Source organism: Roseiconus lacunae (genome assembly GCF_008312935.1).
Lineage (GTDB): Bacteria > Planctomycetota > Planctomycetia > Pirellulales > Pirellulaceae > Stieleria > Stieleria lacunae.
Window position 1 is genome coordinate 311,164 of sequence record NZ_VSZO01000079.1, and the last position, 16,695, is coordinate 327,858.

General features: G+C 56.0%; 16 protein-coding genes and 1 pseudogene. 6 read left to right on the top strand and 11 right to left on the bottom strand.

All coding sequences use genetic code 11. From position 1 onward, the window contains the following. The first annotated feature begins 402 nt into the window (after positions 1–402). Entirely contained in the window at positions 403–1,743 is a 1,341-nt protein-coding gene (locus FYC48_RS26790) for a methyl-accepting chemotaxis protein (protein WP_235034456.1), read from the top strand. Positions 1,744–1,968: 225 nt separating this feature from the next. On the opposite strand, the gene FYC48_RS26795 is transcribed toward FYC48_RS26790, so the two are convergent. The 10 genes from FYC48_RS26795 to FYC48_RS26840 form a co-directional block, all read right to left on the bottom strand. Then, entirely contained in the window at positions 1,969–2,355 is a 387-nt protein-coding gene (locus tag FYC48_RS26795; protein ID WP_149499860.1) for a F0F1 ATP synthase subunit epsilon, read from the bottom strand. A gap of 3 nt (positions 2,356–2,358) precedes the next feature. Further along, entirely contained in the window at positions 2,359–3,807 is a 1,449-nt protein-coding gene (atpD, locus tag FYC48_RS26800) for a F0F1 ATP synthase subunit beta (protein WP_149499861.1), read from the bottom strand. A 73-nt stretch (positions 3,808–3,880) separates the two neighbouring features. After that, positions 3,881–4,768 carry an ATP synthase F1 subunit gamma gene (gene atpG / locus FYC48_RS26805; protein ID WP_149499862.1) on the bottom strand — a complete coding sequence of 296 codons (888 nt, stop codon included), beginning with the start codon at positions 4,766–4,768 and terminating at the stop codon, positions 3,881–3,883. A gap of 98 nt (positions 4,769–4,866) precedes the next feature. Continuing rightward, positions 4,867–6,381 (bottom strand): F0F1 ATP synthase subunit alpha, encoded by a 1,515-nt coding sequence (atpA, locus tag FYC48_RS26810; protein ID WP_149499863.1) that lies wholly within the window; start codon positions 6,379–6,381, stop codon positions 4,867–4,869. A gap of 84 nt (positions 6,382–6,465) precedes the next feature. Continuing rightward, on the bottom strand, positions 6,466–7,092 hold the full coding sequence (gene atpH / locus FYC48_RS26815) for an ATP synthase F1 subunit delta (RefSeq protein WP_149499864.1): 627 nt from the start codon (positions 7,090–7,092) through the stop codon (positions 6,466–6,468). 61 nt (positions 7,093–7,153) lie between these two features. After that, positions 7,154–7,834: a F0F1 ATP synthase subunit B gene (gene atpF / locus FYC48_RS26820; RefSeq protein WP_149499865.1), complete on the bottom strand. Its 681-nt coding sequence runs from the start codon at positions 7,832–7,834 to the stop codon at positions 7,154–7,156. Between the two features lie 171 nt (positions 7,835–8,005). Next, entirely contained in the window at positions 8,006–8,248 is a 243-nt protein-coding gene (atpE, locus tag FYC48_RS26825; protein WP_094415456.1) for an ATP synthase F0 subunit C, read from the bottom strand. 89 nt (positions 8,249–8,337) lie between these two features. Further along, positions 8,338–9,375 (bottom strand): F0F1 ATP synthase subunit A, encoded by a 1,038-nt coding sequence (atpB, locus tag FYC48_RS26830; protein WP_149499866.1) that lies wholly within the window; start codon positions 9,373–9,375, stop codon positions 8,338–8,340. After that, positions 9,372–9,890 (bottom strand): hypothetical protein, encoded by a 519-nt coding sequence (locus FYC48_RS26835; protein WP_149499867.1) that lies wholly within the window; start codon positions 9,888–9,890, stop codon positions 9,372–9,374. Before FYC48_RS26835 ends, atpB begins: the two co-directional genes overlap by 4 nt. Positions 9,891–10,069: 179 nt before the next feature. Further along, positions 10,070–10,507 (bottom strand): hypothetical protein, encoded by a 438-nt coding sequence (locus tag FYC48_RS26840; protein WP_160149788.1) that lies wholly within the window; start codon positions 10,505–10,507, stop codon positions 10,070–10,072. A 659-nt stretch (positions 10,508–11,166) separates the two neighbouring features. Between FYC48_RS26840 and FYC48_RS28740 the strand changes: the two are divergent. Continuing rightward, positions 11,167–11,352: pseudogene (locus tag FYC48_RS28740) on the top strand (Rho termination factor N-terminal domain-containing protein); the annotation flags it as partial. A gap of 92 nt (positions 11,353–11,444) precedes the next feature. Here FYC48_RS28740 and FYC48_RS28745 read toward each other — a convergent pair. Further along, positions 11,445–11,636, bottom strand: a complete 192-nt coding sequence (locus tag FYC48_RS28745; protein ID WP_315853792.1) for a hypothetical protein — start codon at positions 11,634–11,636, stop codon at positions 11,445–11,447. On the opposite strand from FYC48_RS28745, the gene FYC48_RS26845 reads away from it, so the two are divergent. From FYC48_RS26845 to FYC48_RS26860, 4 genes are all read left to right on the top strand, one after another. After that, positions 11,611–12,549: a DUF4912 domain-containing protein gene (locus FYC48_RS26845; RefSeq protein ID WP_315853791.1), complete on the top strand. Its 939-nt coding sequence runs from the start codon at positions 11,611–11,613 to the stop codon at positions 12,547–12,549. The genes FYC48_RS28745 and FYC48_RS26845 overlap by 26 nt on opposite strands. A 471-nt stretch (positions 12,550–13,020) precedes the next feature. Continuing rightward, complete coding sequence (locus FYC48_RS26850) at positions 13,021–13,755, top strand: PDZ domain-containing protein (RefSeq protein WP_160149789.1); 735 nt, start codon at positions 13,021–13,023, stop codon at positions 13,753–13,755. A gap of 169 nt (positions 13,756–13,924) precedes the next feature. Further along, positions 13,925–16,231: a bifunctional SulP family inorganic anion transporter/carbonic anhydrase gene (locus tag FYC48_RS26855; RefSeq protein ID WP_230776689.1), complete on the top strand. Its 2,307-nt coding sequence runs from the start codon at positions 13,925–13,927 to the stop codon at positions 16,229–16,231. A gap of 214 nt (positions 16,232–16,445) precedes the next feature. Continuing rightward, positions 16,446–16,652, top strand: coding sequence for a hypothetical protein (locus FYC48_RS26860; protein WP_149499871.1), 207 nt, complete (start codon positions 16,446–16,448; stop codon positions 16,650–16,652). Positions 16,653–16,695: the final 43 nt, after the last annotated feature.

The window sequence follows — 16,695 nt, forward strand, 5'->3', positions numbered from 1 at the left end:
TCTAATGATGAAGGTTGTTCCGCATCGGGGGTGTTTTTGCCGCCCGAGGTCTAAGCAGATCCAAAGCGCGTCCTAGTCTTCAACGGGATTCGCAAGATCACTTGAGACTCAACTGACTAGGCAGTTGAACACGAATAATTCTGCTTAAGTCATTTCACTCTTCCATTGGGAGAGTCGGACGTTTAGGCACGGAGAGGGCACCCTCCCCGACCGTTTGCACGTCCGACCCTTCCGCAAGCGGGAGCGTGTTATCCAGATGCTTAAGCCCGACGGCTCGTGTTTACCTGTCGAAATCGTGCTTGTTCGACATCAGGCAAGCGAATCCAAATTGTCCTAGAAATGCACCGCAATGAACTCGACATCGCCATCCGGTAAGCCCGTATGAATTACCAGAACCTTTCGATGCGAACGAAGCTGTATCTGATGATTGGCCTTTATGCAGCAGGCTTCATCGTATTCGGACTTTGGTCGTATATGGCCCTTTCGACGTCCAAGGTCAATGGCCCTTACTATGCACGTATTATTCAAAGCAAAGATCTTATTGCCGACGTGCTACCTCCGCCGAATTACATTATCGAATCGTATCTCAACGTGCTTTCGTTGACCGATGCGATCGAACGCAATGCTTCACAGGATGAAATCGATGAGATGCTTGCCAAAGCGAAATCACTGCAAGCAGAATACAATGTTCGGCAGACCCACTGGAGCAGCGACCTTCCTGAAGGCGAACTCAAACAAACTCACGTCGAGGCGTCGCGTGAGCCAGCGGAACGTTTTTACAGAGTCCGTGACGAAGCGTTCATTCCCGCTTGTCTATCCCGTGACGTTGATCAAGCCAAACAACTTGCCCGTGGTCCACTTAAAGATGCCTACGAACAGCATCGAAAAGCGATTGACCATGTTGTGAAGTTGGCGACAAAGTGGCAAGAAACAGAAGAGGCGGAGGTCGCCACGCTCGTTCGGAATCGAACGGCAGGATCCGTTGCAATGATCGTTCTGTTCCTTGCCCTGGCCTGTGGCTTTGGTGGGTACACATTGATCAACACCGTGACACCATTCAGGCAACAAGCGGACTCAACCCGTGTGCTGGCTCAGACGGTGAAGGACAATGTCACGGAATTGACCGGTGCGGTCCAGCAATTGGAAATCAGCATTCAGGAGATTTCGGGCAACGCCAGCAACGCCGTCTGTGTCGTTCGTTCAGCCGTCGATGCTGCCGAGTCCACGAGTGCGACGATCGGCAAGCTTGGCGAAAACAGCACCGAAATCGGAAACGTGATCAAGACGATCAACTCGATCGCAGAGCAAACGAATTTGCTGGCCCTCAACGCAACCATCGAAGCGGCGCGTGCCGGTGAAGCGGGCAAAGGATTCGCCGTCGTTGCCAACGAGGTTAAAGACTTGGCGATGGAGACCAGCCGAGCGACCGAAGAAATCATTTCCAGGATCGAAACGATTCGCACCGGAACGGTCGACGCTGTGCAATCGATCGAGAATGTTTGCAGCGTGATCGCCGATATCAACTCCAGTCAAGAAGCGATCGCAACTGCGGTGGAGCAGCAATCCGCAATGACCCGAGAGATCTCGCACACCATTTTGACGGTCGCCAACGATACAGACTCGATCGCTACCGACGTGGGCTCTCTTGCGCGGGCGGCCAGCTCCTTCGAGAAGGAAACTGAATCTCCGAACCGAGTGTCGAAATTCTCAATGCTCGACCTATCGCCATCGGCCACATGCTAGACCTGCGATGATGGACTTCGCAGATCACCCCACGACAGGTCTTTAACCGACTGCGTCTCGCCGATATTTTCGGTAGCTCGACGGCACGAGCCGAAAACGACGTGACCGATCGATTCGGTGAGTAGGACAAGGAAACGCCGTCGTCGCCGTGCGCACTACCCAACCGGGAAAAGCCGCAGCGGGATCCCAGTGGAGTCGCCTCAGGGCACAGCCGATGGCATCTTTCTAACGCGCGGCTCGCAACTGGCCACGGGCTCGCCGAATGGCGGTCTCGCGAAGCTGAGCTTGTTCGGGCGTCTTAGCCGACATTTCCAATGCCTCTTCGAGCGACTTTTCGGCTTCCCCGACGTCCAGCAAATCGACAGGAATCGATCGGCTGGTCAAAAGGTTCACAGTATTGTCCTCGACTTGGGCGAAGCCGCCGTCGACGAAAAAGCGTTGCGGGCCGGCCGCGGTTTCCAATTCCAACTTTCCGTAACCCAAGCGACCGATCATCGGGGCCCGGTTCGGAAGGACCCCAAGGGATCCATCGAACATTGGCAACGTGACCGAGGTTGCTTCGGTATCCAATTCTGTCCGTTCGGGCGTGACAACGATACAGCGAATCGCCATGGCTTACTTCTTCTCCATCTTCTTGGCTTGTGCTTCAGCCTGCTCGATCGAACCGACGTACATGAACGCTTGCTCGGGAAGGTGATCCCACTTGCCATCGCAGATTTCTTCGAAGCTGCGGATGGTGTCTTCCAGCGGGGTGATTTCCCCTGCTTTGCCGGTAAAGACTTCGGCAACAAGGAAGGGCTGTGACAAGAACCGTTCGATCCGGCGTGCGCGGTGAACGACGGTCTTGTCCTCTTCGCTCAGTTCATCGACACCAAGAATCGCGATGATGTCTTGCAGTTCGCGGTAACGTTGTAGGATCGTCTGAACACGACGCGCAATGGTGTAGTGGCGGTCACCGACGTACTGTGGGTCAAGAATCCGCGAGTTCGACGCGAGCGGGTCGATCGCGGGATAGATTCCTTTTTCGGAAATCGATCGTTCGAGATAGATAAACGCGTCGAGCTGACCGAATGCGGTGGCAGGTGCAGGGTCGGTCGGGTCATCGGCGGGAACGTAGACGGCTTGGACGGATGTGATCGCGCCCTTTTTCGTCGAGGTGATTCGTTCTTGGAGGGCACCCATTTCGGTCGCCAAGGTCGGCTGATAACCCACCGCCGAAGGCATCCGGCCGAGAAGCGCGGACACTTCGGATCCGGCTTGTGAGAAGCGGAAAATGTTGTCGACAAACAGCAGTGTATCCGCTCCGGTAGTGTCCCGGAAAAATTCGGCCATCGTCAGAGCCGAGAGTGCGACACGAAGACGAGACCCTGGCGGTTCGTTCATCTGACCGAAGACCATGCAGGTTTGCTCGATAACCTTTCGCCCGGTTTGCCCGATCTCGGTTTCCTGCATTTCCAGCCAGAGGTCGGTGCCTTCACGGGTTCGCTCACCGACACCCGCGAAAACGGAATAACCACCGTGGCTACTTGCGATCCGAGCGATTAACTCGGTCAGAATCACAGTCTTACCTAGACCAGCACCACCGAACAGTCCGGCTTTACCACCACGGACAAAGGGGGTTAACAAGTCGACAACCTTGATCCCGGTTTCGAACAACTCGGTGTTGGTCGAAAGTTCGTTGACCGGAGGCGCTTGCCGGTGGATCGGCCAATGGTCTTCGGCGGCGACTGGCCCGCGGTTGTCGATCGGTTCGCCGAGAACGTTGAAGACACGTCCGAGGGTTTCTTTGCCGACGGGGACCGAGACCGCTTTACCGGTGTCGATCACATCCATTCCCCGCATCATGCCTTCGGTGCTTCCCAGGGCAATCGCACGGACGCGTCCACCGCCAAGGTGCTGCTGAACTTCACCGACCAGATCGATCGTCACGCCCTTATGTTCGCTTTTGATCTCAAGCGCGTTGTAGATCTCCGGAAGTTGACCTTCGGGGAACTCGGCGTCGAATGTCGACCCGATGACCTGCGTGACTTTTCCGACGACGCGTGTTTCCGTTGCGGTGGACATGCTTTTATTTCTACGGGTGTTGGATGGGTGAGGGTCGTCGCGACGACCGAATGGTTAATTGTTGGGGGGGGAGTTAATTTTCGAGAGCTTCGACGCCACCGATGATCTCCATGATCTCGCCGGTGATCTGACTTTGTCGGGCTCGGTTGTACGTCATCGAAAGTTCTTTGATCATCTCACCGGCGTTTTCGGTGGCGCCCTTCATGGCGATCATTCGAGCGACTTGCTCGCTAACAGCGGCATCCAGGAAGCACTTAAACAATCGAACTTTGAAACTCGTCGGGACGACCTCTTCGAGGATACTTTCGGCGGAAGGCAGGAATTCGTAGTCGGCGTTGGCCGAGCCCGCGTCTTCCTCACCCGTTTGCTCGCCTTCGAGCGACCCGAGCGGCAACAGAGTTTCGATCACTGGGATTTGCTTCGATGTGCTGACGAACTTGGTATAAACCACGTCCAAGCGATCGATTTCGCCGGTGATGTACCGAGCGAGGTACGCGTTGGCGATCGCTTCGACTTCGTCGTACTTGGGCTGATCTTCGAAGTTCAGGTGCCGCTCGTCAGATTCGATGCCACGAAATCGCAGTCCGTCAACACCCCGCTTGCCACTGACGTCCACGTTTACCGTGGGGACTGACTCACGAAGTTGCCGGATGCGAGGCACTGCTTCACGAAGCACTGCCGCATTGTATCCGCCGCACAAACCACGATTACTCGACAGGACGAGGACTCGGGCGGCTTTGGTTTCGTCACGGGGGTCGAGCAGCGGGTGTTTAACATCCAGACCGGCTGCGGCCAAACGCGAGACGATCTTGGTGATCTGGTCGGTGTAAGCGGTCGCCGCCTGGGCCCGCTCCATCGCCTTCTTGTAGCGAGCCGTCGCGATCAATTCCATCGTCCGCGTGATCTTGCGGATGTTTTTGATCGATTTTCGGCGTTTATCAAGCGCTCTTGCGTTGGCCATGAATCGTAAAAGGAAAGGTGTTTTTCTTAACTAAACTATTGGAACCGCATGCCGGGATGAACACGCGGCCCCACATTAAATTGCCGGTCACGGCCAACTTAGGCGGCAGGTTTGTAACCGGACTTGAAGTCGCTGATGGCCGATTCGAGCATCTTGACCACTTCATCGGTCAAATCACCAGTCTCGACAATCTTGTCCAATAGTGTGCTGTGCTTGTCGTGGATGAATTGCAAGAAGTCTTGCTCCCACTGCTGAACGGTCTTGATTTCGACGTCGTCCAAAAAGCCCTTGGTTCCGGCGTACAGCGAGCAGACTTGTTCGGCGACCGACAGCGGCTGGTACTGAGGTTGCTTGAGCAACTCGACCATTCGGTATCCACGATCAAGCTGTGCTTGCGTGGCGGGGTCGAGGTCGGTTCCGAGTTGTGCAAAGGCTTCCAACGCACGGAAGGCCGCCAAGTCCAAACGCAAACCGCCGGCGACTTTCTTCATCGCCTTGATCTGAGCATTACCACCGACGCGAGAGACCGAAATCCCCGGGTTCATCGCCGGACGAACACCGGAAAAGAACAAGTCGGGCTGCACGTAAATCTGACCATCGGTAATCGAAATCACATTCGTCGGAATGTATGCCGATACTTCGCCCTCGAGAGTTTCAATGATCGGAAGACTGGTGATCGATCCGCCGCCGAGTTCATCGGACAGCTTGCTGGAACGTTCGAGCAATCGGCTGTGGCAATAGAAAACGTCACCGGGGTACGCTTCACGTCCGGGGGGACGACGCATCAACAAGCTCATCTGGCGATACGCGGTCGCCTGCTTGCTCAAGTCATCGTAGACAACCAATGCGTGTCCGGCATTGAACATGAAGTGTTCCGCCATCGCGGTTCCCGCATAGGGCGCGATGTACTGAAGCGGCGCGGGTGAACTTGCACCGGCACTGATGACCGTGGTGTATTCCATCGCACCATGCTTTTCCAAGACATCGACGACACCGGCGACCGCACTGTCTTTTTGACCGATCGCGATGTAGAAGCATTTGACGCCTTTTCCTTTCTGGTTCAGGATAGCGTCGATGGCGATGGCGGTCTTTCCGGTCTTTCGGTCACCGATGACCAATTCCCGCTGGCCGCGCCCGATCGGTGTCATCGCATCGATCGCCTTGATACCGGTTTGCATCGGCTCGGTCACCGGTTGCCGTTCGGCAACCCCGGTCGCGATGATTTCGACGGGGCGAGTCACGTCGGTTTGAACCGGTCCTTTGCCGTCGAGGGGATTGCCCAGTGGGTCGAGCACGCGTCCGACCACAGCGTCGCCGGCGGGGACACTAAGCAGCGTCCCGAGGGCTTTGACTTCTTCGCCTTCCTGGATCGTCAAGTAATCACCGAGGATGATCACACCGACGCTGTTTTCTTCGAGGTTAAACGCGAGGCCGATCGAGCCGTTTTTGAACTCGACCATCTCGCCGGCCATCACACCGGACAGCCCATAAACGCGAGCGATACCGTCACCGACCTCGAGGACCGAACCGACTTCGCGGACATCGATCTTGCTATCGAAGTTTTCGATCTCTTGCTGCAAGACCGTTGCGATTTCGTCGCTATTGAATTTCATGGCAATCTAGTGCGGTTAATAAAGTGGCTTTTTGTATGGTTTGATCGCCACCGCGGGGAGTTGGTGGCGCGATTCAATCAATTGTTATTCAACTAAGTTCGCAAACTTCTCGGACAGTGCGGCCGAGAAGCCTTGTTTGGCCCGCTTGGCGATCAAATCAATTCGCCCCGCGACGCTATTATCAAACACGGTGTCACCGACTCGGATCACCATGCCGCCGATCAACGATTCGTCGACCACTTCTTGCAACCGGACCTGTTTGCCCAGGGCACCGCCGAGGCGTTCGATGATGGTCGAACGGAGCGAATCGTCCAGCGGTACCGCGGTCTTGACCTTGGCTAGCACTCGGCCGCTCATTTGATCAAGCTGCTTTTGAGCGCCTTCGTAGACGGAGTCGACATAGCCGAGGCGCCCGCGACTGGCCATCACCTTGAGAAAGTTGACCAAGAGTGGTTCGAACTCATCGCCAAAGATCCGTTCGACGATTCGCTGTTTCTCTGCGATGTCGATTCGGGGTGACGCGAAGGCGGCGGAGAGTTTTGGGCTACCGGCCAAGTATTCGTTGACCAGCGTTCCAAGTTGCTCGACCACTTTATCGGAGAGCCCTGACTTGCTTGCCGCGGCCATTAGCGCCTGGGCGTACGTCTTGCCCAGTTGCTCGGCACCGGTGTCCATCACCGTCTCGTGTTCAACCGCTTGAGGATTTTCCATCGATGCTTCCAAACGTTAGCGATGCCACGCCGATGGTGGCACCGCGATCGGTTTACTTTTCTCAGTTCTTACTTGGAATCTGATCGAGCGCGTTGCGAATCAGATCCGAATGATCGTTCGGCTGCAATTCGCGACCGACGACTTGCTTGGCGACGGCCATCGCCACCTGTGCCGTCTGATCGGCGATCTCGGCCAGGGCGACCTTCTTTGCGGTTTCGATGTCGGCTTGAGCCCGCTCGCTTTGACGCGAGGCTTCGGCTTTTGCTTCGTCGACAATCTTCGCCGCGTTGGCTTGCGCGTCTTTGCGTGCGTCGGCCAGGATGGCTTGGGCCTCCGTGTTGGCTTCGGCAACTTTTTTCTCGTAGTCAGCAAGGATCTGCTGAGCTTTCTCGTTGGCTTCCTGAGCTCGGTGCAAGTCGCTGTGGATCTTGTCCTCGCGAGCTTTCAAACCACCCAAGATGACCGGCCAAACGAATTTTGCCAGAATCAGAAACACGCCGAGGAAAATCGCCAGGTTCGCGACAGCAGCCCCGGGATCGAACGACAAAATCGGAGGCATCGGGCCCTCGGCATGATCGTCGTGGCCGGCTTCGCCATGATCAGCGTCACCGTGATCGGCATCGCCTTCATGCGTTTCCGCTGCGTGCGGTTGATCCGCTTCGTCCGCGGCACGGACAACGTGACTCGCCGGCACCGCCAAAACGAGTACGCACGCGAGCAACAAGGTTTTCAACATCGACATCAATTTACCTTGATGGGTGCATCAGGATCGGCCCATGCTCGACCGGCCTGGCGCAAGAACGCACCGACGACCGAACTTCGAACACCAACCGGATTGGATGAAATCAACCGAGGCAAACCAGCATGGCCGCTTGCATGACAACACGGCCGCCGATTGCCAAACCGAGCTGATTTACTTCAAGAACATCAGAATCAATGCGACAACGGTCACACCTTCGATCAGAGCCGCAGAAATCAGCATTTGGGTGCTGATCGTTCCGCTCGCTTCTGGCTGACGCGCGATCGCTTCAACGGCATTTCCACCGATTCGGCCGATGCCCAAGCTGGCACCGATAATCGCCAAACCCATGGCCAGCCCGACACCCATCGTGCCGAAACCTGCGTCCTGTGCCAACAACATTGCGAAGTCAATCATCTCTCGGTTCGCTCCTAGGAAGTCTTTCGTTGCCCGCACCGAGCGGGAAATCAAAAAAAGGGAAAGTCAAAGGGTTAAGTAAAACCAACTCAAGCGTCAGCCAACCCGGCTAGTCGAGCCGGATCGGTGAACTTGTCCAGATCCATCTGAGCTTCGTCGCCCAGCGGATCATGTTCGTGTTCGTGCTCGTGATCATGGTGATCGTGAGACACCGTGGCGATGAACAGCACCGTCAAAAATGTGAAGATGAACGCCTGCAGCAAGCAGATGAACAACTCCAGCAACGTCAACGCGATGCAGCCCAACACGACCGCGACCCAAACACCATAACCAAGTAACTGTGAGACGGAAGCGGCCGCGAACACCAAACCTACAATCGCGGCGACAACCAGGTGTCCTGCCATCATCGTGCCAAACAATCGCATGGCCAAGACGACGCATTTAATGATCAGCCCCATCCACTCCAGCACATAGAGTGGCAAGCCGATCCCGTAGGACATCAATTTAGGTCCGTCCCAACCGATCGGGTTGAAGTGCGAGAAGAACGTCTTCGCACCTGTTTCATAAATCCCGATCCCGACGATCGCAATGAAGCTGCACATCGCCAACATAATATTGAGCGACAGGTTCCCCGTGGCCGTTCCGCCCCAATGCCCGAAGTGGCTGGCGTGGTCAGAAACGGGCATTGCCCCCAAATGCATCCCGGCACCAAAGGGGATCAACCCAAGCACGTTCGCAAAGAGGATAAAGAAGAACACTGTCCAGACGTACGGAATGTATCGGTCTGTTTTTTCGTGAAGGTTCGGTCGAACGACCTCGTCGCGGATAAACCAGCAGATCGTCTCAAACATCTGAGCCAGTCGGCCCTTGGTTTGATAGGCGTCCAGTCCGTCGCCTTTGACGCGAATTTTCGATGCGACGTAGGCGAAAACTAACATGACGACCACGGCAGTCACCGCAGTCATCAGTAAATGGTTGGTGAGGTAAAAGCTGTACTTGCCGTCCTCAATGAATAAGGCGGGGATGTCACCGCCACCAACGTCAATCGTAAACAGCGGCTTCTCGTGCAACCGGTGGGGCACGACGTGTGAGATCGGATTGTCGGCAGATGCGATAAACAGATTCATTGAACCGATGGATTGACTTTAGAGCGGGAGGGTTCCGCAAACTCGCGACCAGAGCTTAACAACGAATCACGCTTTTGAAATGCGTAGTCCGATAAAGCGAAGGCGAGCGTGACGACTTCGACGGCAGTCAGATAGACGTACCACAACAAGATCGCCGCAGCGATCTGTTCACTTGAAGCGGGCAATTGATACCTGCACAGTGCCGCCAGTGCAACAGTCCCGACGAGACGAATTAGCACTCCGACGAAAAAACCTGCGGTCACCGGAAGGACACGATCCGGCGAGCCGGCAACGGGCTTCCGGCGGAACGCTTCGATCAGCGCGCCTGGCAGACTCGCCGCAAGCGCTATCAAGCCGCTGCCCACGCAAACAGCAACCAGCATCTCACTTAGTGACGACTCAACGTGCTCACTGGCAAGCAGCGTCAGTCCGAGGCCAATCAACCACGCAGCGGCAACCGCAATCGTTCCCTTCAGGGAGATCAGGTCTGACGATGATGATGGGAGGTTGAACAAGGTGAATTTGCGGTCGACGTGTGGTTCGTGCTGTGGCCCCGTTGGATGCCCGCTCGGTCAGGTCCTTTGGGGCGATGCCCCATCGACTGAACCGCTGACCACGCATGGCAAAGGTTGCTTTGGGGAAATCGAGAAAGGATCAAACGGGGAGGGAATAAACAAGCGGGGACAGAGCACTGTTAAAGGGTGTCTTTTGGTTGAGCCTGACGAGCTGAGGTGTGTTCTCGCTCTCGCTGCGACTTTGATGCTCGGGTGGCGACCGAGATGAAGCGAATCATCCCCAACGCAAATCCGGCCAAGCCTCCCAACGCCAAGCCCAAAGGGCGAGTGTTTCCGAGTGCCCGGTCGATAAGCATCCCAAGGCCGCCGATCGCGATCGCGAAAAATGCCAACTCCAATCCAGCCCCCGTCAATCGCGCCCAAGGCGGTGTCGAGCGATCGTCCGACCGTCGCCTCTTGGGTTCGAGGTGTGGTTGGCTGTCCTCCGCCGAATTCTCAAGTGGCGATGAAAAATTGTCGTCGCGGCGACGGGGACCGTCTGGTTTCTTTTCACGCATTGCGATCACCAATCCTGTTGGCTCGACAAGCTCAATTGAGACAAGAGTGTGACTCGACACGGAAAAAGAGATAGGTGGGGCGACGGATAGCCGCAGTTGTGTGGCGCCAGAACGCCATCCCTCTTTTGGAAGGCGGCCATGCTTGATCGCTGGTCGCACCGTGGGGCGGGGCCGACGATGGTCGGCAAAACAAGCCTCGGGAGCTAGCCGTAGAATCGTCCCAGCTCGCCTAATCGGTGACTCACAAGGCTGATGCTAGATGCCAAAAAAGACATGGTGTCTATTTGGGCGGGCAAGTTTTGAATCTTTCGTGCAAACTTTTATCCGGCAAAGTACGCGGTCAAACGCAGAAATCAGGTTGGAACCACGGGTTTACGCCAATCGGAGTCTAGAAGTTTTTTCGATGCTTGGCATAATGGTTGTGGTGTTGATTACTCCTTTAGAGGCTCCTGAGCGGCACGGTGACCCCGCCAAACCCCACTCTTTGGGACAAGTTGCACCCGATTTGGGAGAAACCTGGACTAATCAACTCCGCTGGACCGAGCACTGCAACGCCCCGATTTGAGCCGTGATTCAATTCGTACCACCTGTTGGCATGCCCCCCGCCTCCGGATCGCCCGTGATGGGATTGCACGATTTCGGACGAGGTGCTGCACCGCAGACCGCAGTCAACAACGCACCTGTTTTCCGCTGGGCGACCGCCCCTAGTCGGATGGCCGGTGGCAAGTTTTTTCGGCCTAGCAGCCCCGCCCCCGCCGCACGAAAAACGAATATTCGGAGATAGAGCTTTGATCACGACTGCAGATCTAAAGTCCCAAACACGCCGTGAGCTTGCCACGCTTGCCAAGAACTATGGCATCGCGGGTTGGCACGGAATGAGAAAGGATGAACTGGTCGACGCGATCAGTAAAACGCAGCGACGATTGCGACGCAAAACGAAAGCCGCCACAAATGGGACGGCGTCGAAAGCGAAAAAAACAAGCCGAACGGCTTCGGCTCAGTCGTCGACTTCAAGATCCGCGGCCGCACCGCGATCGAGTTCTAGCTCAGCAAAATCAAAGCCTTCGCGGGCCGGCAGTTCACGGACGGCGGCAGCCACGACGAAGCGATCGCGGTCAAAGTCTCGTTCGAGTGTTTCGCTAAACGATCGACCTCTGCCAGAGATGCGGACGCCTAAGGTCTCCGCCAAGACCGCTCGGATTCGTGCCCAGCTTCGTCGGCAAAAAGAGCAGGCCGAGCGTTTGCGTGACCTTTCGACCGGGACGCTTGTCGGTGGCGCGGCGATGAAAAATGGCAATCAAAAGTCAAGCGAGCCACATCGCGACCGCGTGATCCTGATGGTACGCGATTCGTACTGGCTGCAAGCAACTTGGGAGATCACCCGTGCGAGTGTTTCGCGAGCGGAGTCATCGCTCGCCGAACGATGGCACACCGCGACGCCGGTCCTTCGTGTGATGTCTGTCGAAGACGTTTCGAACAATTGTGCCGAAACGGTGCACCGCGACATTCCAATCCACGGTGGCGTTGATACTTGGTACATCGATGTCCAAGACCCGCCGACCCGATTCCGCGTTGCGGTCGGCTACCTGACCTCCGATGACCAGTTTCACTCACTTTGCCGTAGTAACATTGTCGAAACGCCCAGTCCCGGGGACTGTGAACGGCTCGACGAACACTGGCACGAAATTGCCGATGACTACGAACGGATTTACTCGCTCAGTGGTGGCTATGAAAACGATAGCAGCGATCTGAAAGAAATCTTTGAAGAGCGTCTACACCGTTCGATGCCTTCACGGAATGGTTCGTCGCAATCGGCCGCCGACCCGACCCTGCTTCGCCAATCCAAGTTGCCGTTCGAGGTCGACGCCGAGTTGATCGTCTTCGGGAAAACCTCGGCCGGTTCGTCTGTCTCACTTGGCGGTCGTCCGGTCAAACTCCAAAGCGATGGAACATTCACCGTTCGCATGAAGCTTCCCGATAAACGGCAAGTGCTTCCGGTCACCGCCGAAAGCCGCGATGGCATGCGACAGCGTACCACTGTGATCGCGGTCGAGCGGAACACAAAAGTGCTCGAAGCGGTCGACGTTAAAGACACAATGTAAGTCAACGAGCCGGTCACGTGATCTTCGGCGAGGCACCGAGGGAACAGAGAAATCCACACCAATCTCTGATCCCCCTTGGTGCCTCGTTTTTTTGGGGGGTGGTGGCGTTAAGGTTTTTGCCCCGTGTACCGTTCGCTAGTGGGAGATCGTTTGCCATCGGCGAGCCGGCTCCGAGCATGAGGGGTTTCATCGTCGTTACGCTTGGTGTTCGACGAAGGCGTGGCAGCGTCCTTGACTCGAACGAAAACGCGAAGTGATTGACCCGAAGGACTGAAGCACAGCGACTGTGATTCCGGTCGATTGTGGCGGTCTCATTCGTCATTCGTACGTGCGAGGCGATCTTCCATTGCGGTCGATCGCGGACCACCGCAGTGACTTGAAGGTCATGAATTCGAATTCGGCATCTCGTTTGCAAGTTCGGAGTCGCTGATTGCTTTTACGTCACTTTTGCCCTCTCGAATGATCGCCGATATGAATGCCTTGACCACACCTTCTCCCAAGGACCGCTCTCGTCCTGAAGAGTCAATTAATTTTCCTCAGCCCGTGTTTCTGCTACCGTCATCGCGTCCGAGGCTCTCGGCCTTGTTATTTGCCGGGGTGTTTGTCATGGGCGTTGCCTCGATCACGCCATCTTCAGCTTCGGCACAGACAGCGTCGCAGACGACGTTGATCGAAGCGGAGCCGGAAACGATTCCTGCCGGAGCGACTGAAATCACGATTCGTTCGGTCGATGATGTGATCGTGGCACTCGGGCGACTCGAACGTGATCTCAAACGACCGCGGCAAGAACCAGTGGCGGTCCGTACCGGCGATGGTCAGCCACTGTTAGGCGTCTTGATGAAGGATTCGCCCTTGGGGGTCGAGGTGGAATCCGTAATTGATGGCAGTGCGGCGGCGATGGCAGGACTGACCAAGGGGGACAAAATTGTCGAGATTAATCAGTTCAACATCGAAAAACCTGGCGACGTCAATGACGCGATCGCCAATCACGCCGTCGGGTCGAAGCTCAAGGTTAAGTGGATCCGGCACAATGTCTCGCATCAGCGCGAAATCGTCTTTGTCCCGCAGCAACCACCGGCGGAGGGCACGATCGCAGGCCGCCCTGATCCCGAGACCCAGCGTCTCCGCGAAGAGGTCGTCGTCTTGCGCCGGCAGGTTCAGGCATTGACGCGAGCCGTTCGTTCGCTCGCCCTGCTTCATCAATAAGCTCGCAGCGTGTCTTATCCGGCGACAGTTGAATCAATGTCGTGATCGCTCCACCGACTCGATCGTGTATCGCGGACCGTTTTTGAGTTTGGAACGCTACGTGTGCAACCTAGGCACACTATGATGGTTGAGAGAACATCCCTCGGTCATCCAGAGTGCGAGTGTAGTAGTGAGCAGCGAGAAAGACGGAACTGGGGCAACATTGCCGAAACCTTTCGGGCCGGGAACGCTAGTCCCCGATATCCGCGGTGGGTTGGTCGTCTTCCTTGTCGCGTTACCGCTTTGCTTAGGAATTGCGTTGGCATCGGGGGCGACCGGTGAGCCTGGTGCGTTGCCGCTGATGAGCGGTTTGATCGCTGGGATCGTTGGTGGACTAGTTGTCGGTTCGATCAGCGGTTCGCACACGAGTGTCAGCGGTCCGGCTGCAGGATTGACGGCGATCGTCATCGCCCAAGTTGAAAACTGTGGTTCGGTCGAAGCCTTCTTGCTCGCAGTCGTTTTGGCTGGGGTGTTGCAGATCGCAATGGGGATTTGCAAAGCCGGCGCCCTCTCTGCGTTTTTTCCCTCCAGTGTGATCAAGGGACTGCTCGCCGCGATCGGCGTGATTCTGATTTTGAAACAGATCCCTCACGTCCTGGGGCACGATAGTGACCCGGAAGGGGAAATGTCCTTTGCCCAGCCGGATCACGAGAATACGTTCAGCGAATTGGTTTCGATGGTGGACGACTTTCACATCGGTGCCGCTGCGGTAGGTTTATTGGCGATCGGTCTACTGGTGTTATGGCAAAAGTTCGATGTCCTGCGGAAGTCCATCGTTCCCGGCCCATTGGCAGCGGTGCTATTCGGCGTATCGTTGCACTTGTTTTTCCTATCGCTCGGTGGAAACTGGGCGATCGGCCCCGAGCACTTAGTCCAAATACCGGTGGCGGAATCGGCGGCCGATCTTTCGACGTTCCTTACATTTCCAGACATCGGCGCGTTCTTGAATCCAGCGATTTACGTTGCGGCGGTTACGATCGCCATCGTCGCGTCTCTCGAAACGCTGCTCAATCTGGAAGCCGTCGATAAGCTGGATCCGTTGCGACGCAATTCACCGCCTAACCGTGAACTAGTCGCCCAGGGCGCGGGCAATATCGTCTCGGGAATGCTGGGTGGATTGCCGGTGACGAGCGTGATCGTGCGTGGCAGCGTGAACGTCAACATCGGTGCCAAGACGAAGGTCAGCACGATCGTGCATGGGATTCTCTTGGTCCTCAGTGTTGTATTCATCCCGCAGTACTTGAACATGATCCCGCTCTCGGCTTTGGCCGCGATCCTGCTGGTCACGGGATTCAAGTTAGCCAGCCCCGCGCTGTTCAAGCAGATGTATCGCGAAGGACGCTATCAGTTCTTGCCGTTCTTTATCACATTAGTCGCGATTGTGTTCACTGACTTGCTGATCGGAATCTTGATCGGCCTGCTTGTCAGTGCACTGTTTATTTTAAATAGCAACCTACGACGACCGCTTCGCCGCGTAGTCGAATCACACCTTGACGGTGAAGTGACCTACGTCGAACTGTCACCGCAGGTCAGTTTTTTAAATCGTGGGGCACTCGATAAACTGTTCTCCGAGGCCAAGCCGAACAGCAACTTACTGATCGACGCGACACATTCGGATTACATCGATCCGGATATTTTGAGCATGATTCGGGAGTTCAAAGACACCACCGCGCCGGCGCGTGGTATTAAAGTTTCGCTCCGTGGCTTTCGTGATAAATACAAGTTGCGTGACGAAGTCTTGTTCGCCGACTACGCGACGCGGGAACTGAAGGAACGGATCACGCCGGATCAAGTGCTAATGATGCTGCGCGAAGGCAACGCGCGATTTCATACCGGTCAGCGTTTGTCGCGTGATCTGGGACGACAAATCAACGCGACACGTCTGGGCCAAAACCCCTTTGCCGCGGTGCTTAGTTGCATCGATTCTCGTGTCCCCGTCGAATTGATTCTCGACCAAGGCATCGGGGATGTGTTCAGTATTCGAGTCGCGGGGAACATCGTCGGAACTAAGACCCTGGCCAGTTTGGAATACGCCGTCGCTGTCAGTGGGGTCAAATTGGTATTGGTCCTGGGCCACACGCAATGCGGTGCCGTCACCAGCAGTATCGAGTTTGTGGGTCGCGGTGACGATGTGGCCGAGGTGACCGGATGTAGCCACCTGGGGGCGATTGTCAACGAAGTTGCGGCGAGCGTTTCGCCCGAGGAATGCCAGCGGGCGGCTGATCTACCGGAAAGCGAACGCGAGTTGTTTATCGACGAGGTCGTCAAGCGAAATGTCCTGCTCACGGCTGAACAGATTCTTCACCGTAGCGACGCGATCGCGGCCGCCGTGGTTGACGGCAGGGTACGCGTCGTCGGAGCCGTCTATGACATCGCGAGCGGAAAGATCGACTTTTTCGAAGATGAATCTTGGAGTCCCGAAAAAGTCTCCGGCTAATCCTACAATCGATAAATGATCGCAAACGTTCACCGTTTCTTGCCGACATTTTTGCCAAGGGGTTAACCGTGGCCTAAAATGGAATTTCTTTTGCCGTGATGCCTCACACGTGCGATCGATTGTGATCATCGAAACCGGAGAAGCTTTGGGGAGCTTCGCAAATAAAACTTGGACGTACCTTTTGCAAGCCGCTCACCTGTTGCGAGCAGCTCCCATGAGCCATTGGCGAGAAGCATTCGTTGGCCAACGTGGCTCGGGCATGGTGCTTGCCGCCGTTGCCCGCTATCACCGGGGTACGCCTGTCGGCCGACAAGCGGCCACGATTGGCGGAACATCCGAACCTAATCGTGACGTCGGTTGTGGGTTGCCGCTGGTTCAGCGTTTAGTATCCCAATCCAAATCGCAGCCCAACTCTCCTTAGAGAGAGTTACGCAAATCCAGTATTTTCGATCTCAAAGGCACAG